Source organism: Pseudoalteromonas sp. XMcav11-Q, assembly GCF_040104525.1.
Taxonomy (GTDB): Bacteria; Pseudomonadota; Gammaproteobacteria; order Enterobacterales; family Alteromonadaceae; genus Pseudoalteromonas.
Window position 1 is genome coordinate 16,366 of record NZ_JBECOX010000001.1, and the last position, 20,950, is coordinate 37,315.

Genomic DNA, 20,950 nt, shown 5'->3' on the forward strand with positions numbered 1-20,950 from the left:
CTCAACTCGAAACAAGCCTTTGAATTAACTAGCTTGTTTCGTTCTTAATTAAGTGTAGAACAATATTTGGGATGTAATAGATCTTTCTCTATTCAGCTATAGGAGTTTGTTCGTCAAGTTCAGTTGTATCGAGTTCAATTCTTTCAAGCATAGACATATTGAGAAAGTTATCTAGTTCCTCATTATGCGCAAATACCTTTTCTTTTATGCCTTGATAGTAGTCATTTACAATTCCAGCTAAATTACGCTCCATCCAAGTTTCGACAGAATCTGAGCGTTTAAACGCACCGGGGTTTTCTTCAACATCTTCTAAAATAGATAGCCACATATTGAGCTCAGCTCGCACAGGCATACCTTCTGACTGCTCCATTACGTCATTCATCCAACCGAGCCCCTGATTTTCATAGGCTTTTATCAGCTGATTGTATAACCTACTTTTTTCGTTATCGTCAGCTGGTGCACCTTTAAATTTAACGTATTCTCGATTGTCAGTTCTAAAGTATTCTGTGTTCTCATTTTCGTAATTGAGTTTGCTCAATCTTGCGAACAGGTTATTCGGCTCCCGCGTATCCACTTCGTTTAACATTTCTATAAAAGTAGTTCGGTCATTTGCCTTAACCAAGGTTGCCATATCTAGCATGCCACGACTCGTATCAAAATCAGAATTTGCTATATGCGCGTTCAGATCTAAAAGATCACCGTCTGAGAATTTGTTATCAATGACAAATTTTGCATAGTCATTTAATAATTGGTTGTTCATGTCACCATACTCATTTACATCTTCAAAAAAGCCCAAATCTCTTACATTTAAATCGAAATCAGCATGGCCGTCTTTATCAAGCAGATAAGCTGGTAAATTTGGTTCTGCGAAGACTTTATTGTTAGCTTGCTCCATCAGCTTAGACATGGTCCTCACCGTATCTTTTAATACCTCATCTGACATATTGCTAAGCTTATTTATTAGCTTGGTAGAATAATCATCCTTTTTTGGATCAAGTATGTTGATAGACAACGACTCGACAATAAAATCGGTGAGCTGTCCAAGCTCCTCATCAGTTAATCTGTTAGCAACATCAAGAAGTGCTTCAGTTGGTTTAAAGTGGGAAAACTTTATTTTTTGTTCTTCGTCCAAACGATCGAAAATAGCTAGAAATTCGTCAATTTTCTCTCTTCCTTCAAAATCACCATAGGTATCTTTATAAATATGGCCATTTTCATCCGTCCCCATATGCTCTCGATGAATCCCATAGCGCTTAAGCCCAATCATGCTGAGGTCTAGGTTGAGAAAAAATTCTTTACTGTATGTGACTGGTGATTGTGTGTAAGAAAAATCAATAGTTAATTCATTGTCTGAACTAGGTAATTGATTGGGCTCATCGTCGGCCCTATTTGTCGCAACTTCTCTGACCTTTTCATGTAGTTTTTCTGACGATGTTGAGTTTACAACATTGCCGTTATTCATTTGATATGGTGGTCTTATATTCATAACCTATATCCTTGTTACAAATTCATTTTACCGCGGAGTTATTAAATGTTATCGACCCACATAGAATAAACTTTACCCAATTTTGCTCCTTGTTTTAGCCTTACCTAATGTAGCTTGCCAAAATATCGAACCCACTGACGCTATCTTCAAAGTATCGCGCTTTTACCTCTACATATTCAGCATCACTGAAGAAGGACTCCATTGAAGCTTGATCAGGAAAATATATGGTAAAAAGTCGATTAGCTTGACACTGTCCCTCTGTTAGCAAGGTTTCTGCAATATGAAAATCGTTACTAAATCCACCACCATATTGTCTTAAAATTGGCTTCATCGCTTCACGATATTTGGCATATCGCTCGCTGTTATGAATTTCCATCGCCACTAATATCTCATACATAATTTAACCCTTTTAGAGTAGTTAACTAACATTGCTCATAAAGCTCCAGCGGCAAACCATCAGGATCGCTGAAAAAGGTAAACCGTTTGCCTGTATATTCATCTATTCGAACAGGCTCTACAGCAACTTGATACTGCACAAGGTGTGCAATACAAGCATCAATATCTGATACACTAAATGCTAAATGCCTCAGCCCTTGCGCCTCTGGATGTGATGGTCGCTTGGGAGGATTTGGAAACGAAAACAACTCAACCTGGCTCCCATCAGGCAGCGCAAGATCTAATTTATAGGACGCTCTATCTTTTCGATAGTTCTCCCTGAGTACGTGCAAACCAAGTACTTCGGTATAAAACACTTTTGATCTTTGGTAGTCAGAACAAATAACAGCGACGTGATGTATTCCAGATAACTTCAAGCACTTCTCCTAACTAATTTAATGTCTTTCAAATAAAAAAGCGGCAATTTGCATTGCCGCTTCACACACTCAAGTAGGAACTTGGACTACAAGTTGTAAAACCAAGCCTATTTTTTCATTACAAGCGAATGCCGCCGTCAATCTCAACGACACGTCCCGTAAAGAAATCGTTTTCAATGATATATTTTGCAGTATGGGCAATTTCTTGCGCTTCGCCAAGACGCCCTACTGGCTTCATTTTCACTAGGCGCTCTTTGGCTTCAGGCTTCATTGCATCGGTCATTTTTGTACGGATCACACCTGGCGCAATTGCGCCCACGCGAATACCAAAACGACCTAATTCTTTAGCCCAACTGGTAGTCATCGCAACGACTCCAGACTTTGCCGCTGAATAATTGGTTTGTCCCATATTACCAGCGCGTGCAACGCTCGACATATTAATGATCACGCCACCATTACCCGCTTCTACCATTTTGACAGCAGCTTCGCGACCGCACAGGAAAACACCCGTGAGGTTGACATCAATAACGGATTGAAATTGCGAAAGCGACATTTTGTCGATGACTTGCCCATCTTTTGCTTTGAGTAGCAAACCGTCACGCAAAATACCCGCATTATTAATTAATACCGAAATATCGCCGAAGTCATTTACGATCGCATTAAACACATTTTCGACGTCTGATTCTTGACTAACATTAGCGACATACGTGTTAACTTGGGTGCCGAATTGAGCTAGTTCGTGCTTCGCTTCTGCTAAAACGTCTTCTTGCATATCAATCAGGGCAAGTTTTGCCCCATGCTTTGCCATTTCAGTCGCCATGGCAAGACCTAAGCCTTGCGCACCACCGGTGATCACAACTGTTTTATTGTTAATATCCATAGTGTCCTATTTCTCTGAATAAAGCTTAAAAATCGCACTAAAGTCTTCACTGCCTTTGCCTTGATTTTGCATCAAGTTATACAAATTCTTCGCCAGAGCCCCCATGGGCGTCGCAGAATTCGTTTGCTGCGCAGATTGCATCGCAAGACCAAGATCTTTAGCCATTAAATCAACCATAAAGCCCGGCTTATAACCGTTCGAAGAAGGCACATTTTCTAGTACGTCAGGACATGGGTTGTATAGCTCTAGCGTCCAGTTACGACCAGAGCTGTTTAGCATGATTTCGCTCAATACTTTAGGATCTAAGCCATGATCTACACCCATCTGCAGCGCTTCACTTGTGCCCGCCATTAGTATTGATAACAGCATATTGTTACATATCTTAGCGACTTGTCCGGCACCAATATCTCCAGCATGGAAGATATTCTTACCCATATTGGTCAGTACCACATGCGCACGTTCAAAGTCCGCTTTATTACCACCGACAATAAAAGTTAAGGTACCGGCCGCTGCACCTGCCACACCGCCAGACACTGGCGCATCGACAAATGAAATACCCGATTCTGCCAACTTGTTGCCAACAAACTGAGCAGATCCAGCATCAATGGTCGAGCAATCAATTACTTGTGTGTTTTTGCTAAGGTAATTGATTAATCCGTCATCACCGGTATACACTGCTCGAACATGTTTGCCTGCAGGCAGCATACTGATCACATAATCAGCTTCGCGACATACATCGCTCACAACCGTCGCCTTCGTCGCGCCACTTGCTTCAAGCGTCGCAACGGCCTCTGGGTTCAAATCGAATACACATACTTGGTGGCCAGCCTTTAATAGGTTAATGGCCATTGGACCACCCATATTACCTAAGCCGATAAATCCTACTTGTGCCATTTAAGTCACTCCTTATAAGTCACGCAATGGGTGATCGTTTTCATCCCAGCGAGGTGCAAAAAAGCGTTCTATTGCATCGTCTGTAACCTCGGCGACAGATTTAAATCGCCAATTGGGCTTGCCATCTTTATCGATAAGCAGCGCACGAACACCCTCTTGAAACTCACCAAACTCGCCAGCCGTTACCGACATTCCTAATTCCTGCTTAAAACAGTCTCTTAGTGTTTTGCCTGCACTTCTAGTGAGCTGAGCTTTAACCAATGCAGCACTTAATGGTGAACCATGCTTTAATGCAGCTTGTGCCTTGCTTAGCCATTTGTTGTCAGTGCTATCCAACGCCAAAATAAACTCAACTTGCTCTGATAATTCACGTTTATCATCAAGCGCTTCGAACACCTTGATAAGCGGTTTAATTTCGCTTTTTGGCGGCGCATGAGACGCTTCATCTAGTGACAACAGCAACTGAGTAAGCTTTTCATGATTTAATACATTGGTTTTGCCCCAGTTCACTTCAACTAGGTTTTGTAACAGTAAGCTCAGTTTTTCTGAGTCCATAAAATGATCGGCGAGCCCAACCAGCTTGGCATCCGCAGCGTTAATGTTTGCAGCGGTGAGACCCAAGAATAGTCCAACGCCTTTTGGCATCTTATTGAGGAAATAGCTCCCTCCCACATCAGGGTATAAGCCAATGGTAATTTCCGGCATCGCGATGCGCGACGTTTCGGTCATCACTTTATGGCTTGCGCCGGCCGTTAAGCCCAGTCCGCCCCCCATGATGATGCCATTACCCCAAAGTAGGATTGGCTTATCATAGTTATGGATTTGATAATCTAACCGATACTCTTCACTAAAAAAGGTTTCGATTAATGCGTTACTCGTATCAGACGACATTTCGCGATATAAACTCACGACATCGCCGCCGGCACAAAACGCCTTCTCTCCAGCACCTTTTAGCATAACCATTGCTATTTGCGGGTCGTTTGCCCAAGCGTCTAGTTGTGGCGCGAGCAAACGGATCATATCAAGGTTTAAGGCATTTAACGCTTTTGGTGCATTTAATGTCGCCAGCGCTATTTTCATCCCGTTATGGCACGTTGCCTGTTCGAATATAACCGGCGCCTCTTCGTGATTTATTAGCTCAAATTCAATCATTAGCCATTTACCCAATTCGCTTTGCGCTTCTCTAAAAACGCGTTTACGCCTTCTTTTTGATCTTGCGTATCGAATAGTGTTACGAAAAGTTCGCGTTCAAGCGGCAATGCGCTATTGATTGTGCCAGTGCGGCCTTTTTGAATTAGAGCCTTACAAGCCGTGACCGCAACTGGACTTTGATCTTCTACTTTCTTAGCAAGTTCAAGCGCAGCTTCCAGTGCTTTACCCTGCTCGACCACTTCTTCAACTAAGCCAATTTGCTGTGCTTTATCAGCTTTTAAGCGCTCACCGCATAAAATCATGCGTTTTGCCCAGCCTTCGCCTACAAGCCACGACAAGTTTTGTGTGCCGCCAGCACAAGGTAACAACCCTACTTTCGCCTCAGGGAGTGCCATTTGTGCTTGAGCTTCGGCGATGCGGATATCGCATGCTAGTGCTACTTCTAAACCGCCACCCATTGCAAAACCATTGATAGCAGCAATAGATACGCCTCTAAAGTCGCTGAGTGTTTCAAACGCTTCGCCAAATACTCGAGACATATCCGCAGCGACTCCTTTGTCACCGTCGGCAAATACGTTTAGATCCGCACCTGCTGAAAAGAACTTTTCACCTTCGCCAGTGATCACTAACGAATAGATTTCTTTATCTGCGTTCAATTCGATAACTAGATCTTTAAGTGCAATTAGTGTGTCTTTTGTCCACGTATTCGCAGGTGGATTTGACATAGTAACAACGGCAGTATGGCCTTGTTTTTCGAGTTTTAATTGTGCAGTCATGATACTCTCCTTATAGGACGCTTGCCGCGCCTTCAGCTAAGATCCGACGTGCAATAATTACACGCATGATTTCGTTTGTACCTTCAAGGATCTGATGAACACGTACGTCACGTAAATGACGTTCAAGTGGATATTCTTTGATATACCCGTAACCGCCATGAATTTGCAGTGCATCATCACACACCTTAGTGCCCACATCAGTGGCAAAACGCTTCGCCATTGCGCAATAAGTGGTCTTTTCTGGGTCGTTGCTATCCAGCTTAAATGCCGCAAGTCGAACCATTTGGCGTGCAGCCACAAGTTCTGTATTCATATCTGCAATTTTAAATTGCAGTGCTTGGAACGCCGCTAATGGTTTACCAAACTGAGAACGCTCTTGCATATACTGCTTGGCGGTATTAAGTGCTTGCTGGGCTGTACCAATCGAGCAAGTTGCAATATTAATACGACCACCATCAAGGCCTTGCATCGCAAATTTGAAGCCTTCGCCTTCTTGGCCTAGCAGGTTGGCAGCTGGGATACGGACATTTTCAAGCGTGATAAGGCGCGTAGGTTGAGCGTTCCACCCCATTTTTTCTTCTGCTTTGCCATAAATAACGCCATCAGCATCGGCAGGTACAACAAAGGCCGAAATACCTTTTGGACCTGCTTCACCAGTTCTTGCCATTACTACCAATACGTCAGTTTCACCCGCGCCTGAGATAAACATCTTAGAGCCAGACAAAACGTACTCGTCGCCTTCTTTTATTGCTTTTGTTTTCAGCGATGCAGCATCAGAGCCAGAACCAGGCTCTGTTAGACAGTAAGAAGCCAGTAGCTCACCTGTTACTAACTGATCCATATATTTTGCTTTGGTTTCTTCCGTTGCAAAGCTCGCTATCATCCACGTTGCCATGTTATGGATAGTCAACATGGCGGTTGTCGCTGTACAACCCATTGAAAGTTGTTCAAAAATAATACTTGAGTCAAGGCGAGATAAACCCAGACCACCTGCCTCTTCAGGCGTATATAGACCGCAAAAACCAAGCTCACCTGCTTTTTGAATTACGTCTTTTGGAAAAATGTGCTCTTGATCCCATTTTGCTGCATGTGGAGCAAGCTCGCTCATTGCAAATTGGTGCGCCATATCGGCAAATGCTTGTTGATCTTCGTTTAGGTTAAAGTCCACGCTAGACCTCTCTTGCTGTTCTGACACCCTGAATGTGTGTCGGTAATTCTTATCGTTTTGGTAAAAAATAGCGTGCTCCCCCTGCAGAGCACGCTATGCAATATGAGTTATCTAAGGTTGATACTCATATTTGGACCACTGACAGCCTCATCGTCAAACCAACGTGAGGTAATCGTTTTGGTTTCTGTATAGAAACGCACGCCTTGCTTACCATAGGTGTGTTGGTCGCCGTAGAATGAATTCTTCCAACCGGTAAATGAGAAGAACGGCAATGGCACAGGAATAGGAATATTAATGCCTACCTGACCCACTTCGATTTCACGCTGGAACTTACGTGCTGCGCCACCGCTTGCAGTGAATAATGAGGTGCCGTTACCGTATGGGTTGTTATTAATAAGCGTAATTGCTTCATCTAAACTATCGACAAATACACAGCAAAGGACTGGGCCAAAGATTTCTTCTTTGTAGATATCCATTTCAGTTGTGACATTTGAAAACAGGGTTGGACCTACCCAATTACCATTTTCATAACCCTCAACTGTAAAATCAGAACCGTCTAGCAAACACGTTGCGCCTTGTTGCTTACCGCTGTCAATCAGCGATAGAATGCGCGCTTTAGCCTGTGGAGTCGTTTGCGGACCATAAGCAGCTTCAGGATCATCCCAAACGCCAGGACGTACCTTCGCCATCGCGTCTTTAAGTTCCTCTACCCACTGTTGTGATTGCCCAACAAACACGGCAACTGAGATCCCCATACAGCGCTGACCACCCGCGCCAACCGAAGAGCCAACCAGGTTATTGATCACTTGTTCTTTTTTCGCATCAGGCATGATAACCATGTGGTTTTTCGCACCAACACATGCTTGAACGCGTTTGAGGTTTTGCGTACCTTTGCTGTAAATGTACTGACCAACACCACAAGAACCTACGAAAGAAATCGCGCGAATTTCCGGCGCTTCAAGGATTTGGTCAACCTGATCCTTACTACCGTGTACTACCTGTAGTACGCCTTTTGGCGCACCGGCTTCTTCAAACAATTCAACCAAGCGCATTGGCGTTAGTGGATCTTGCTCTGATGGCTTAAGTACAAAGGTGTTACCGCATACAATAGCCATCGGGAACATCCACAGCGGGATCATCGCTGGAAAGTTAAATGGCGTAATACCCGCACAAACGCCTAGCGGTTGGGTATATGAATAGGTGTCGATATTTCGGGCAACGTTTTCTACCGTCTCGCCCATCATCATTGAAGGGGCATTACATGCTTGCTCAACCACTTCAATACCACGCCATACATCACCTTTCGCATCTTCAAAAGTTTTGCCTAGTTCATGGCAAATGATGGTTGCGATTTCTTCTTGATGCTCTTTAAGAAGCGCTGCATAACGCATCATAATTCGCGCACGCTCAGTTACCGGAACATTACGCCACGTTTTAAATGCTTCTTGAGCTGAATGAATTGCAGCTTGTACTTCTTCGTTAGTAGCACAAGGTACTTTTGCTAACACTTCTTGATTAGCCGGATTAACAACGTCTAACCATTTGTCAGACTGAGACTGTGAAAATTCACCGTTGATGTATAAAGGTACTTGGTGCATGAAGCACTCCTCCCCATAAAACGAGTTTATGCGCTGCGTGAATGATTAGAATTATGGAAAACGCAGCGCCCCTTGAACGAAATAAATTGCAGTAACTTACACTTCTACCGCGAGCGCTACAGCTTCACCACCACCGATACATAGTGACGCTACGCCTTTTGATAAGCCGCGGTTTTTTAGTGCATGGATAAGTGTAACTAAGATGCGTGCACCGCTTGCACCGATTGGGTGACCTAGTGCACAAGCACCACCGTTGACGTTGACTTTGTTGCTATCTAACTGCATTTCGTTGATAGCTAACATAGTCACCATGGCAAACGCTTCGTTGATTTCCCAAAGGTCAACGTCTGCTGTCGACCAACCCGCTTTTTCAAGCAGCTTATTCATCGCACCGACTGGTGCCACGGTAAATTCAGCAGGCGCTTGTGAGTGAGTTGCATGGGCAACAATCTTACAAAGTGGTGTCAAACCGTGCTTTTTCGCTTCTGATTCACTCATTAAAATCAGCGCTGCTGCACCATCAGAAATAGACGAAGAGTTAGCAGCAGTGATAGTGCCGTCTTTTTTAAATGCTGGGCGAAGTGATGGAATTTTGTCTGGACGCGCGTTACCAGGTTGCTCGTCAGTATTAACCTCAACATCCCCCTTACGCGTACTCATTACATGAGGGGCAATTTCATTGCCAAAGCTGCCATTTTCGATTGCGGCGTTTGCTTTACTTAGTGAGCCAAGTGCAAATTCATCCATGTGCTCACGGGTAATGCCATATTCATCAGCAGTAGCTTGTGCGAAACAACCCATCGCTTTATTGTCATAAGCATCTTCTAAGCCATCAGCCATCATATGGTCTTTGATTTCGCCATGACCCATGCGCATTCCGCCACGGGCTTTTGGAATAAAGTAAGGTGAGTTAGTCATGCTTTCCATGCCACCAGCGATAGCAGAATTAATGCTACCTGAGCGGATGAGATCATGCGCGAACATCGCCGCTTTTAGACCCGAGCCGCACACCTTGTTAATAGTGGTTGCTCCCGTCGAGCGTGCAAGCCCCGCATGTAGCATCGCTTGACGCGCTGGCGCTTGACCTAGGCCTGCGGGTAGTACGCAACCCATGATAACTTCGTCTATACTCGCGTCACTAAGGCCTGTTTCATTCATTACTGCTTTAATTGCAGTCGCACCTAAGTCTGTCGCGGTTGCGTCAGATAGGCTTCCCATAAAGCCACCCATTGGTGTACGCTTAGCAGCGACGATGACAACAGCTTCGTTACTCATTGCAAAACTCCTGTTTACAAGCCAATCTTGGCTTGTTAAAAATTAACTCTGTATTCGAGCATACATAATATTTACGTTTACGCCAACGTAAATCTAAAATCAAGCCAAACGAGATCAGTGAAAGTGTAAAGCTAACTTGCACAAATTTGTTTCCAAGGCTTATTTTCTCTAGCTGTAATGAAGATTTGATGACAATTCGAACGGACAGATTATTCCTTTTATAAGACTAAAGAAGGATCTGCTATTCTTACTTTACCTTTACGTAAACTTCACTTATATTGGTCTAATCAGTGACGTTGTAAGTGTAAATAAAAATGCAAGAAATTAATGAACCTACCTATTCAATCAGCGAGTTAGCTAAAGAATTTGATATTACTACTCGCAGTATTCGTTTTTACGAAGACCAAGGACTCCTTTCTCCTAGGCGCCAAGGACAAACGCGTATTTACTCAAAACGTGACAAAGTTCGATTAAAACTGATCCTTCGCGGCAAACGCCTTGGTTTTACACTTGCTGAAACTGGCCGACTATTTGAGCTTTACGACGCCGACAAATCGAGCGAAAAGCAACTTAAAACCATGTTGCAACTCATTGAAGAGAAAAAAGCCGACTTAAGCCAACAGATGGACGACATTAAAGTTGTCTTAATGGAACTGGTGACGGCTGAGCGCCGTTGTCGCGACACCCTACACGAGCTCGAAAAATAAACTCTCACAACAGGATGAAGACCGATGAGCACAGTATCTTTATATAAAGAATTAAACTTTGGACTAGGCGAAACAGCAGACATGATCCGTGATCATGTGAATAGCTTTGCGACCAGTGAAATTGCCCCACTGGCTGAAAAAACAGATCAAGAAAATGCATTTCCAAACGAAATGTGGCCAAAGTTTGGCGAAATGGGCCTACTTGGGATCACCGTCGCTGAAGAATTTGGCGGCTCAAACATGGGTTATCTTGAACACGTTATCGCAATGGAAGAGATAAGCCGTGCGAGTGCATCAATTGGCTTAAGCTACGGCGCACACTCAAACCTATGTGTAAACCAAATTAACCGTAACGGTAACCAAGCCCAAAAAGAAAAATATCTACCAAAACTTATCAGCGGTGAACACATCGGTGCACTAGCAATGAGTGAGCCCAATGCTGGCTCTGACGTCGTGTCAATGAAACTGCGTGCTGAAAAGCAAGGTGACAAGTTCATCCTTAACGGTAATAAAATGTGGATCACCAATGGTCCAGATGCCGACGTTTTTGTGATTTACGCAAAAACGGACACCAATGCAGGCCCTCGCGGGATCACCGCCTTTATCGTCGAAAAAAGCTTCCCTGGTTTTTCAACGGCACAAAAGTTAGACAAACTTGGAATGCGTGGTTCAAACACCTGTGAGCTGGTATTCGAAAACTGCGAAGTACCTGCAGAAAACATCCTTGGCGAATACAACGAAGGCGTTAAGGTACTCATGAGTGGCCTTGACTACGAGCGTGTGGTGTTAGCAGGCGGTCCGCTTGGTATTATGCAGGCTTGTATGGATGTGGTAGTACCTTATATTCACGAGCGTAAACAATTTAACCAATCCATCGGTGAATTCCAGCTGGTGCAGGGCAAAGTTGCTGACATGTACACGCAAATGAACGCAGCACGCTCATACGTTTATACCGTGGCAAAAGCCTGTGACCGTGGCGAAACCACTCGTAAAGATGCTGCTGGTGCGATTTTATATGCCGCAGAACTTGCAACCAAACTTGCACTTGATGCCATTCAGCTACTAGGCGGAAACGGTTATATCAATGAATATCCTACAGGTCGACTACTTCGCGATGCCAAGCTGTATGAAATTGGCGCTGGTACGTCTGAGATCCGCCGTATGCTTATCGGACGTGAGCTATTCAACGAAAGTCGCTAGGAGTGCTACATGACGGTACTAAATTCTGCGGTTAATCCGCATGATCCCCAGTTTAAGGCAAACAGCGATGCGATGGCATCGCTGGTTGCTGATCTTAAAGAGAAAGTCGCCACATTGAGCCAAGGTGGTGGTGAAGCGCTTATTGCCCGTCACCAAAGTCGCGGTAAATTATTTGTACGTGACCGAATTGAAACCTTGCTTGACGAGGGCTCGCCGTTTTTAGAAATTGGCCAATTCGCCGCGTTTGGCGTTTACGAGCAAGATATTCCTTGTGCTGGTGTGGTCGCCGGGATCGGACGCGTCAAAGGCGTTGAATGCATGATTGTGGCAAATGATGCGACGGTAAAAGGGGGAACCTATTTCCCTATTACTGTAAAAAAACACCTACGAGCGCAAGAAATCGCTGAGCGCTGCCATCTTCCTTGTATTTATTTAGTGGATTCTGGCGGTGCGAACTTGCCAGAACAAGATGAAGTATTCCCAGATAAATTGCATTTTGGTCGGATTTTCTACAATCAAGCCCGTATGTCTGCAAAGGGGATCCCACAAATCGCAGTGGTCATGGGGTTATGTACCGCTGGCGGCGCATATGTACCAGCGATGGCCGATGAAAGTATTATAGTCAAAGAACAAGGCACCATTTTCTTGGCAGGGCCACCACTTGTTAAAGCGGCCACGGGTGAAGAAGTGAGTGCAGAAGACTTAGGCGGCGCAGATGTTCACTGTAAAGTCTCAGGTGTAGCCGATCACTATGCAGAAAATGACGAGCATGCGCTTTCTATCGCAAGACAGTGCGTGTCACGCCTTAACCATCAGCGCCCTACTCGCCCGTTCCTGCAAGATGCCAAACCACCACGTTATGACATCAGTGAGGTGTATGGCATTGTTGGTACGGATCTGAAAAAACCGTTTGATGTACGCGAAGTCATTGCCCGTATCGTGGACGATTCTCTGTTTGATGAATTTAAACGCTACTTCGGCGAAACACTCGTGACTGGTTTTGCTGAGATTTATGGTCACCCTGTAGGGATCGTAGCAAACAACGGTATTCTCTTTTCTGAATCCGCGCAAAAAGGCGCACACTTTATTCAGCTCTGTGCACAGCGCAATATTCCGCTGCTGTTTTTGCAGAACATTACTGGATTTATGGTTGGCCAAAAATACGAAGCGGAAGGTATCGCTAAGCACGGTGCCAAAATGGTAACAGCCGTTTCCTGTGCTGATGTGCCCAAGTTTACAGTATTGATTGGCGGCTCATATGGTGCTGGTAACTATGGCATGTGTGGTAGAGCGTACGAGCCAACCATGATGTGGATGTGGCCAAACGCACGGATCTCCGTAATGGGTGGTGAACAAGCTGCGGGCGTATTAACGCAGGTTAAACAAGATGGTTTAGCGCGTAAAGGCCTTAGCATGAGCGATGCCGAAGTGAGCGAATTTAAAAAGCCAATTATCGAGCAGTACGAAAAGCAAGGACACCCATACTATGCCAGCGCAAGGCTTTGGGACGATGGCGTTATCGACCCTGCGGATACGCGCACAGTACTTGGTCTTGCCTTAGAGGCTGCGAGCAATGCGCCGCAAAAAGAGTCTAAATTTGGCGTCTTCAGAATGTAAGGAGCACTTATGCCTGTCACTTTAAATATAACAAAAAGCAAAGTGGCGATTTTAGAGCTAAGTCGCCCAGAAAAACATAATGCCTTCAATGCGGAGGTGATTGCCGAACTCATTAAGAATATCGAATATGCCAGCGGCCTCGATGTCAGAGCGCTGGTATTAAAAACCGAAGGTAAACACTTTTCAGCGGGGGCTGATCTGGCGTGGATGAAATCCATGGCAGACAACGACTATGACGAAAACGTCGCTGATTCTTTAGAACTTGCTAAATTAATGCAAGTGCTGGCCACTTGCCCTCACCCAACGCTGTGTTTGGTGCAAGGTGCAGCTTTTGGCGGTGCACTCGGATTAATCGCCTGTTGCGATATCGCCATTGCAGAGCACAACTCTAAATTCTGTTTAAGCGAAGTCAAGCTTGGTCTTATTCCGGCAGTAATTAGTCCTTATGTCATTAAAGCCATTGGGGAACGCCAAGCGCGACGCTATTTTTTAACAGCCGAAGTATTCGATGGTGAAAAGGCGCTAGAAATGGGTTTAATTCACGAATTGAGCGATGATTTAGCAAAAAGCGAAGCGGATTTTCTCGAGACCTTGCTTAACAATGGCCCTGCTGCTGTGAAAAGTGCCAAAGCACTGATCAGCGAAGTTGCTGGTAAAGAAATAAATGAAGCGTTGATCGCCCATACTGCAAAGCGTATCGCTGAAATTAGAGTTAGTGACGAAGGCCAAGAAGGGCTTAGCGCCTTTTTCGATAAACGAGCACCACGCTGGCAAACCGCCGCAAGCGAATAGGAGTCTACATGCTAACTAAAATTCTAGTCGCGAACCGTGGTGAAATTGCCTGCCGCGTGATGCGCACCGCAAAGAAATTGGGCCTAACCACAGTGGCAGTTTATTCTGATGCAGATGCCAATGCGATGCATGTGAAAACAGCTGACGAAGCCTATCATATCGGTCCGGCACCAAGTAAAGAGTCTTATTTGGTCGCAGACCGAATTCTTGAAGTCGCCAAAGCGGCGGGCGTCGATTGCATCCACCCAGGTTATGGTTTTTTGTCTGAAAATGAAGTATTCGCAAAAGCGTGCGAAGCGGCAAACATTGCGTTTATCGGTCCGCTGGCAAGTTCTATTGAAGCGATGGGTTCTAAGACTCGTGCCAAGGAAATCATGCATGACGCTAATGTACCTTTGGTCCCTGGGTATTATGGCGACAAGCAAGAAGATGATTTCTTACAGGCAGAAGCTGAAAAAATCGGCTTTCCGGTACTTATCAAAGCCGCTTACGGCGGTGGTGGTAAAGGGATGCGCGTGGTACGAGAAAGCAGCGAGTTTTTGTCGGCACTACATGGTGCTAAACGTGAAGCTGCAGCGAGTTTTGGCAATGACTTAGTACTGCTTGAGCGTTTTGTTGATAAGCCTCGTCACGTTGAAGTACAAATTTTTGCCGATAGTCACGGTAACTGTGTTTACCTCGGTGATAGAGACTGTTCACTACAGCGTCGTCACCAAAAAGTGATTGAAGAAGCGCCCGCGCCAGGTTTGAGTGATGCTATGCGCAAAGCTATGGGTGAAGCGGCAGTACGCTGTGCGCAAGCGATTAACTATCGCGGCGCAGGTACAGTAGAGTTCTTATTATGTGGCGATGAGTTCTTCTTTATGGAAATGAATACTCGCCTGCAAGTAGAGCACCCAGTGACAGAAATGGTAACTGATCTTGATTTAGTCGAGTGGCAACTGATGGTTGCTGCGGGTGAACAGCTACCGCTGACTCAGGAGCAGGTTTCGTTATCTGGTCATAGCTTTGAAGCGCGCATTTACGCAGAAGACCCTGAAGAAAACTTTATGCCGTTTTCTGGTGTACTTTCACACCTTAGCTTTCCTGAAGCCAAAGATGGCGTAAGAATTGACACTGGCGTGCAGCAAGGCGATGAGATCAGTCCATTTTACGACCCTATGATCGCCAAGCTTATTGTTCATGGCAAAAATCGTGAACAAGCATTACTCAAATTAAAATCGAGTTTAGAGCAAGTACATCTGTGTGGTTTAAAATCCAATATTGCATTTTTGCATCACTTAGCAGGCCACCCTACTTTCACAGCTGGTGCACCTGATACCCACTTTATCGACACGCAAACTGAGGTATTAACTCAATCGAATACGCCGCTGGATAAAATGGTGTTATTAGCAAGTGCGGCCTATCTTAGCCACCAACAACCATGTAAAAACACGGTGTGGGGAAACTTAGGCTTTAGGCTTAACCAAACCGCGAAAGTGGATTTACCATTTGCAGATCATGTCGCCTGTGCCTATCAATCTCAAGGTGGTTGGAAGGTTTCGTTTAACGAGCAAATCCACCAAATTGAATGTGAATTAAATGGACACCAGTTAACAGTGGTGATTGATGGTGCAAGGTTACACGCCAGTGCCATTGTGACCGAAACCGCGATCACTATTATGTATGGCCCGTATCAACATACCGTTGAACTCAAGTCAAAGCATTACATTAGCGATCATGAGCACGAAGCTGCACCGCTGGCAGCGCCATTGAACGGCACCGTGGTTAAGCATTTGTTAGCCGTCGGTACCCAAGTTAATAAAGGCGATGCCGTGGTGATAATCGAAGCCATGAAGATGGAATATACGCTCAATGCACCATTTGATGGCACGCTCACTTCATACTGCTTTGCAGAAGGCGAACTGGTTAGTCATGGTGATATGCTGGCGATTGTTGAGGAGCAAGACTAATGTCTCAGTATCCGGCTAACGTCAAAATTGTAGAAGTTGGCGCACGTGACGGCTTACAAAATGAGGTAAGTGTTGCCACAGAAGCTAAAATCTCGCTGGTTAACGCGTTAAAAGACGCTGGTCTCAAGCACATAGAAGCAGGCGCGTTTGTGTCGCCCAAATGGGTGCCACAAATGGCCGATTCTGCTGCGGTGATCCAAGGCTTTGAGCGTAGTGAAGGTGTTGAAATAAGCGCCCTAACGCCAAACCTTAAAGGCGCAGAGCTTGCACTAGAAAATCAGGTCGACGAATTTGCCATTTTTACTGCCGCCAGTGAGGCATTTACGCAAAAAAACATCAACTGCACGATTGAACAAAGTATTGAACGCTTTCGTCCCGTTGTTGAACTTGCACAAAAAAACAACATAAAAGTAAGAGGTTATGTTAGCTGCGTGGTTGGTTGCCCATATCAAGGTGAAGTACAACCAGAGCAAGTTTTAGCGGTATGTAAACAATTGTTGTCACTTGGTTGTTATGAAATCAGCTTAGGCGACACCATAGGTGTTGGTACGCCTAAAAAAGTCCAGCAGCTGCTCACCTTGTTACTGCAACATATCCCTGCTGACAAGCTTGCGGTGCATTTCCATGATACCTACGGACAAGCATTAACGAATATTCACACAGCCCTGCAAATGGGGATCGCAACTGTTGATAGCGCCGTTGCAGGTCTCGGTGGTTGCCCTTACGCCAAAGGCGCGTCAGGAAATGTTGCCACTGAGGATGTAGTTTACTTGCTGCAAGGACTTGGCATTGAGTGTGGAATTGATTTAGAAAGGCTAGCAAAAGCAGGATGGACAATTTGTGATGCGCTAGGCAAGACACCAAGCAGTAAAGTGTCTTTAGCACTCAAACAAACTTGTCAATCTTAAAACAATAACATTATTAGGAGTGGGCTTATGGCCGGTTTCGATAAAGTCGTATCAAGCTTCAGCGAAGCGATGGCGGGTCTTAAAGACGGCGATACCATCATCGCAGGTGGCTTTGGTTTGTGTGGTATTCCAGAAGGCTTAATTGCAGAAATTAAGCGCCTGCAAACAAAAGAACTTACCGTGGTTTCAAACAACTGTGGGGTCGACGACTTTGGTTTAGGTATTTTGCTTAAAGATCGTCAAATTAAGAAGATCATCGCCTCTTATGTTGGCGAAAATGCGCTGTTTGAACAACAACTTCTCGATGGCATTATTGACGTTGAATTAACACCACAAGGTACGCTTGCAGAGAAGATGCGCGCTGGTGGCGCTGGGATCCCAGCTTTTTACACGGCAACAGGATACGGTACTCCCGTTGCTGAAGGTAAAGAAGTAAAAGAATTTGATGGCCGACCATATATTTTGGAAGAATCAATTACCGGTGAGTTTGCTATTGTTAAGGCTTGGAAAGCAGATCGCTATGGCAACTTGGTGTTCCGCCACACAGCAATGAACTTTAACCCAATGGCAGCGACAGCCGGAAAAATCACCGTAGCGGAAGTTGAAGAAATTGTAGAGCCGGGTGAGCTTGAGCCGAGTCAAATCCACACCCCAGGTATTTATGTCAATCGCGTGATCAAAGGTGACTTTGAAAAACGTATTGAACGTGTCACTACGCGCAAATAGGAGGCAATCATGGGTTTAAATCGTGAACAAATTGCGATGCGCGTGGCGCAAGAGCTTGAAGACGGTTATTACGTTAACTTAGGCATAGGTATTCCAACCTTAGTGGCAAACTACGTACCACAAGGCATTGAAGTGATGCTGCAATCGGAAAATGGCTTGTTGGGTATGGGTCCCTACCCAACTGAAGACCAAGTTGATGCCGATATGATCAACGCGGGTAAAGAAACCGTGACAGCAGCGACAGGTGCAGCAATTTTTAATAGTGCGGAAAGCTTTGCCATGATCCGTGGTGGTCATGTAGACTTGACGGTACTAGGTGCATTTGAAGTTGATCAACAAGGCAATATCGCGTCTTGGATGATCCCGAAAAAATTAATCAAAGGCATGGGTGGTGCAATGGACTTAGTTGCTGGTGCACGCAACATCATAGTGACCATGACCCATGCTAGCAAACACGGCGATTCTAAATTGCTTGAATCATGCACATTGCCGCTAACTGGCGTAAATTGTGTTAAGAAAATCGTAACAGATTTAGCTGTGTTAGAAGTAAAAGACGGCGCATTCCATTTGCTAGAACGCGCACCGGGTGTTAGTGTTGATGAAATAATCAGCAAAACTGCAGGCAAGCTTATCGTCGACGGTGAGATCCCTGAAATGCAGTTTGAGGCGTCGTAAGACACACCCTAACTTACAAATGTACCGACCTCATTCCCAGTGCCAAAGGCGCTGAGTTACCCAAAACCCCTCGCAAGAGGGGTTTTTTTTCACATGCCATCAAAGAAAAACTCCTTAGTCTACATCACTCTTCATGTCTAGTTGATGAATGTGATGATTTTTAAATAAAAAATTCAGTAGCCATTTACTTTTCAATCTCACCCCCTAAACTAGTAGAGATAGTTTTGGTTGGCATTGAATATTCACCTGCCAGTACAACTTAAAACTAAAAAGTTGCTGCTTTGAAGCATCGACTGAATATCAAGTTGACACAATATATTGATACCATAGCTTAGTAGCATAACGGTTCGGTTGGTTTATCTTAATTACAAGTATTGAGGCAGTATACTGTCGCTGTAACTAACATAAACCCATCATATATTTAGATAGTCATTCGGCTGATGTGATTGAAATGCATAAATCGAATGAATACGCTAAATAATCTAAACTAGACTAAGTAGTTTTTGTGGCTTATGGCTAGCATATTTTACGACTGATAAAGTCATTCTAAGCCGCTAATGATTAGCATTAATAGCCAGATTACATTTTGCTTTGTTGCATAGTTAGTTTATGTCGAATTGTTATCACCCATTGTCTAGCGATTAATTCAGTATATCAGCTTGGTGTCGTATCACGATGAGAACAACAAGAGGATATCATGGGCAATCACCACGATAAGTACAGCATCGATAATACAGACTACACAGTTGGACAAGACAATGTTCAAAAGTGGGGATTTGACGTACATAACCCTGTATTTGGTGTAAGTGCTGGATTAATACTGGCGTTTTTAGTCGCCGTATTATTAGTTGATGCAAACACAGCTAAAACCACTTTAGACGGCATAAAGTGGGATATCATAGGTAACTTTGATGCCCTATTTATGTGGTCTGGTAATTTCTTTGTGCTATTTTGTTTGGTGCTCGTTTTATCGCCTTACGGTAAAATTCGTTTAGGTGGTGAAAACGCCAAACCAAGCTATACTCGGGCGTCATGGCTGGCGATGCTATTTGCAGCAGGTATGGGTATTGGTCTGATGTTTTGGGGTGTAGCGGAGCCTGTCGCCTATTACACTGGCTGGTACAAAACACCATTAAATGTTGCTGCAAACACACCTGAAGCGGCTGAACTTGCAATGGGCGCGACCATGTACCATTGGGGTTTACATCCTTGGGCTATTTACGCCGTTGTCGCGCTTTCTTTAGCATTCTTTGCCTACAATAAAGGCTTACCACTGTCGATCCGCTCAATCTTTTATCCTATTTTAGGAGACAGAGCTTGGGGTTGGCCGGGCCATATCATCGATATTCTCGCCGTTCTTGCTACCTTGTTTGGCCTTGCGACATCACTCGGTCTGGGCGCACAGCAAGCTGGTGCTGGGATCCAACATGTATTTGGCATAGAAGCAGGTCTCGGTCTAGAAATTGCCGTGATTGTGGGCGTTACTGCCCTTGCGATTATTTCGGTTGTTCGCGGTATTGATGGCGGTGTAAAGATACTTAGTAACGTTAATATGTTAATTGCATTTGTGTTATTAGTATTCGTTGGTATTGCAGGTTTTGCGATTGCCATGGGTAATATTCCGACGACTTTAATGGCCTATGTTGAAAACATCATTCCACTGAGTAACCCGCATGGTCGTGAAGATGAAGCATGGTTCCAAGGTTGGACCGTATTTTACTGGGCATGGTGGATTTCTTGGTCACCGTTTGTCGGTATGTTTATCGCACGCGTTTCTGAGGGGCGTACCATACGCGAGTTTATTACCGCAGTTTTATTAATCCCGACATTGGTAACCGTGATCTGGATGTCAATCTATGGTGGCCTTGCTATCGATCAGGTAAAAAATGGCATTGGCGCTCTAGGTACTGATGGCTTGACTGAAGTGCCACTGGCGATGTTCCAAATGTTTGAAAACCTACCGATGAGCGATTTACTCTCGTTCACGGCGATTGTACTTGTACTGGTTTTCTTCATCACCTCGTCGGATTCTGGTTCTTTGGTTATCGATAGTATTACCGCTGGTGGTAAAATAGATGCCCCAGTACCACAACGTATATTCTGGGCGAGTATTGAGGGTGCAATTGCTGCAGCGCTATTGTGGATCGGCGGTAAAGAGGCAATTGAAGCACTGCAAGCTGGTGCTATTTCAACAGGTTTACCGTTTACTTTTGTACTACTATTGATGTGTGTAAGCTTGATCCTCGGGCTTAGAACTGAGCCTAAAAGCTAACGGTCGTTAATCTCATTACAGGCGGAGCTTGCTGTATGCTCCGCCTTTTTGTTATTTGGG

Annotated in this window: 19 protein-coding genes; 9 read left to right on the plus strand and 10 right to left on the minus strand. The window is 44.7% G+C overall.

Annotation, left to right across the window (positions count from 1 at the left end; genetic code table 11):
- Positions 1-88: 88 nt before the first annotated feature.
- The 10 genes from ABMY45_RS00080 to ABMY45_RS00125 form a co-directional block, all read right to left on the minus strand.
- Entirely contained in the window at positions 89-1,486 is a 1,398-nt protein-coding gene (locus ABMY45_RS00080) for a hypothetical protein (protein ID WP_349288261.1), read from the minus strand.
- Between the two features lie 100 nt (positions 1,487-1,586).
- Positions 1,587-1,883: a DUF1330 domain-containing protein gene (locus tag ABMY45_RS00085; RefSeq protein WP_227387082.1), complete on the minus strand. Its 297-nt coding sequence runs from the start codon at positions 1,881-1,883 to the stop codon at positions 1,587-1,589.
- A 25-nt stretch (positions 1,884-1,908) separates the two neighbouring features.
- Positions 1,909-2,298 (minus strand): VOC family protein, encoded by a 390-nt coding sequence (locus ABMY45_RS00090; protein ID WP_010604930.1) that lies wholly within the window; start codon positions 2,296-2,298, stop codon positions 1,909-1,911.
- 118 nt (positions 2,299-2,416) lie between these two features.
- Entirely contained in the window at positions 2,417-3,178 is a 762-nt protein-coding gene (locus ABMY45_RS00095; RefSeq protein ID WP_010604931.1) for an SDR family oxidoreductase, read from the minus strand.
- Positions 3,179-3,184: 6 nt separating this feature from the next.
- Positions 3,185-4,072: a 3-hydroxyisobutyrate dehydrogenase gene (gene mmsB, locus ABMY45_RS00100; RefSeq protein ID WP_099029248.1), complete on the minus strand. Its 888-nt coding sequence runs from the start codon at positions 4,070-4,072 to the stop codon at positions 3,185-3,187.
- Positions 4,073-4,084: 12 nt separating this feature from the next.
- Positions 4,085-5,224: an enoyl-CoA hydratase/isomerase family protein gene (locus tag ABMY45_RS00105; protein WP_174168768.1), complete on the minus strand. Its 1,140-nt coding sequence runs from the start codon at positions 5,222-5,224 to the stop codon at positions 4,085-4,087.
- Positions 5,224-6,000, minus strand: coding sequence for an enoyl-CoA hydratase (locus ABMY45_RS00110; protein WP_045988106.1), 777 nt, complete (start codon positions 5,998-6,000; stop codon positions 5,224-5,226). The genes ABMY45_RS00105 and ABMY45_RS00110 overlap by 1 nt, the downstream gene beginning before the upstream one ends.
- A 10-nt stretch (positions 6,001-6,010) precedes the next feature.
- Entirely contained in the window at positions 6,011-7,168 is a 1,158-nt protein-coding gene (locus ABMY45_RS00115) for an acyl-CoA dehydrogenase family protein (protein WP_010604935.1), read from the minus strand.
- Between the two features lie 107 nt (positions 7,169-7,275).
- The gene (locus tag ABMY45_RS00120) at positions 7,276-8,766 is read right to left on the minus strand and encodes a CoA-acylating methylmalonate-semialdehyde dehydrogenase (RefSeq protein WP_010378628.1); all 1,491 of its coding nucleotides are present in this window, start codon (positions 8,764-8,766) and stop codon (positions 7,276-7,278) included.
- Positions 8,767-8,862: 96 nt separating this feature from the next.
- Complete coding sequence (locus tag ABMY45_RS00125) at positions 8,863-10,041, minus strand: acetyl-CoA C-acyltransferase (protein WP_010378626.1); 1,179 nt, start codon at positions 10,039-10,041, stop codon at positions 8,863-8,865.
- A gap of 314 nt (positions 10,042-10,355) precedes the next feature.
- Between ABMY45_RS00125 and ABMY45_RS00130 the strand changes: the two genes are divergently transcribed.
- From ABMY45_RS00130 to ABMY45_RS00170, 9 genes are all read left to right on the plus strand, one after another.
- Positions 10,356-10,748, plus strand: coding sequence for a MerR family DNA-binding transcriptional regulator (locus ABMY45_RS00130; RefSeq protein ID WP_010378624.1), 393 nt, complete (start codon positions 10,356-10,358; stop codon positions 10,746-10,748).
- Between the two features lie 24 nt (positions 10,749-10,772).
- Positions 10,773-11,948, plus strand: a complete 1,176-nt coding sequence (locus ABMY45_RS00135) for an isovaleryl-CoA dehydrogenase (RefSeq protein ID WP_010378622.1) — start codon at positions 10,773-10,775, stop codon at positions 11,946-11,948.
- 9 nt (positions 11,949-11,957) lie between these two features.
- The gene (locus ABMY45_RS00140; protein ID WP_211866203.1) at positions 11,958-13,565 is read left to right on the plus strand and encodes a carboxyl transferase domain-containing protein; all 1,608 of its coding nucleotides are present in this window, start codon (positions 11,958-11,960) and stop codon (positions 13,563-13,565) included.
- Positions 13,566-13,574: 9 nt separating this feature from the next.
- Positions 13,575-14,357 carry an enoyl-CoA hydratase-related protein gene (locus ABMY45_RS00145; RefSeq protein WP_010604939.1) on the plus strand — a complete coding sequence of 261 codons (783 nt, stop codon included), beginning with the start codon at positions 13,575-13,577 and terminating at the stop codon, positions 14,355-14,357.
- Positions 14,358-14,365: 8 nt separating this feature from the next.
- Positions 14,366-16,309, plus strand: a complete 1,944-nt coding sequence (locus ABMY45_RS00150) for an acetyl/propionyl/methylcrotonyl-CoA carboxylase subunit alpha (protein ID WP_349288262.1) — start codon at positions 14,366-14,368, stop codon at positions 16,307-16,309.
- On the plus strand, positions 16,309-17,217 hold the full coding sequence (locus ABMY45_RS00155; RefSeq protein ID WP_174168762.1) for a hydroxymethylglutaryl-CoA lyase: 909 nt from the start codon (positions 16,309-16,311) through the stop codon (positions 17,215-17,217). Before ABMY45_RS00150 ends, ABMY45_RS00155 begins: the two co-directional genes overlap by 1 nt.
- Before the next feature lie 27 nt (positions 17,218-17,244).
- The gene (locus tag ABMY45_RS00160) at positions 17,245-17,943 is read left to right on the plus strand and encodes a CoA transferase subunit A (RefSeq protein WP_227387080.1); all 699 of its coding nucleotides are present in this window, start codon (positions 17,245-17,247) and stop codon (positions 17,941-17,943) included.
- 9 nt (positions 17,944-17,952) lie between these two features.
- On the plus strand, positions 17,953-18,618 hold the full coding sequence (locus ABMY45_RS00165; protein ID WP_010604942.1) for a CoA transferase subunit B: 666 nt from the start codon (positions 17,953-17,955) through the stop codon (positions 18,616-18,618).
- Positions 18,619-19,315: 697 nt separating this feature from the next.
- Complete coding sequence (locus ABMY45_RS00170; RefSeq protein WP_010604943.1) at positions 19,316-20,890, plus strand: BCCT family transporter; 1,575 nt, start codon at positions 19,316-19,318, stop codon at positions 20,888-20,890.
- The last annotated feature ends 60 nt before the right edge of the window (positions 20,891-20,950 follow it).

Coding starts and splice junctions, on each gene's coding strand:
- ABMY45_RS00150 (WP_349288262.1), top strand. CDS start 14,366: ATGCTAACTAAAATTCTAGTCGCGAACCGTGGTGAAATTGCCTGCCGC.
- ABMY45_RS00140 (WP_211866203.1), top strand. CDS start 11,958: ATGACGGTACTAAATTCTGCGGTTAATCCGCATGATCCCCAGTTTAAG.
- ABMY45_RS00145 (WP_010604939.1), top strand. CDS start 13,575: ATGCCTGTCACTTTAAATATAACAAAAAGCAAAGTGGCGATTTTAGAG.
- mmsB (WP_099029248.1), bottom strand. CDS start 4,072: ATGGCACAAGTAGGATTTATCGGCTTAGGTAATATGGGTGGTCCAATG.
- ABMY45_RS00160 (WP_227387080.1), top strand. CDS start 17,245: ATGGCCGGTTTCGATAAAGTCGTATCAAGCTTCAGCGAAGCGATGGCG.
- ABMY45_RS00080 (WP_349288261.1), bottom strand. CDS start 1,486: ATGAATATAAGACCACCATATCAAATGAATAACGGCAATGTTGTAAAC.
- ABMY45_RS00095 (WP_010604931.1), bottom strand. CDS start 3,178: ATGGATATTAACAATAAAACAGTTGTGATCACCGGTGGTGCGCAAGGC.
- ABMY45_RS00165 (WP_010604942.1), top strand. CDS start 17,953: ATGGGTTTAAATCGTGAACAAATTGCGATGCGCGTGGCGCAAGAGCTT.
- ABMY45_RS00105 (WP_174168768.1), bottom strand. CDS start 5,224: ATGATTGAATTTGAGCTAATAAATCACGAAGAGGCGCCGGTTATATTC.
- ABMY45_RS00155 (WP_174168762.1), top strand. CDS start 16,309: ATGTCTCAGTATCCGGCTAACGTCAAAATTGTAGAAGTTGGCGCACGT.
- ABMY45_RS00130 (WP_010378624.1), top strand. CDS start 10,356: ATGCAAGAAATTAATGAACCTACCTATTCAATCAGCGAGTTAGCTAAA.
- ABMY45_RS00085 (WP_227387082.1), bottom strand. CDS start 1,883: ATGTATGAGATATTAGTGGCGATGGAAATTCATAACAGCGAGCGATAT.
- ABMY45_RS00120 (WP_010378628.1), bottom strand. CDS start 8,766: ATGCACCAAGTACCTTTATACATCAACGGTGAATTTTCACAGTCTCAG.
- ABMY45_RS00135 (WP_010378622.1), top strand. CDS start 10,773: ATGAGCACAGTATCTTTATATAAAGAATTAAACTTTGGACTAGGCGAA.
- ABMY45_RS00110 (WP_045988106.1), bottom strand. CDS start 6,000: ATGACTGCACAATTAAAACTCGAAAAACAAGGCCATACTGCCGTTGTT.
- ABMY45_RS00170 (WP_010604943.1), top strand. CDS start 19,316: ATGGGCAATCACCACGATAAGTACAGCATCGATAATACAGACTACACA.
- ABMY45_RS00125 (WP_010378626.1), bottom strand. CDS start 10,041: ATGAGTAACGAAGCTGTTGTCATCGTCGCTGCTAAGCGTACACCAATG.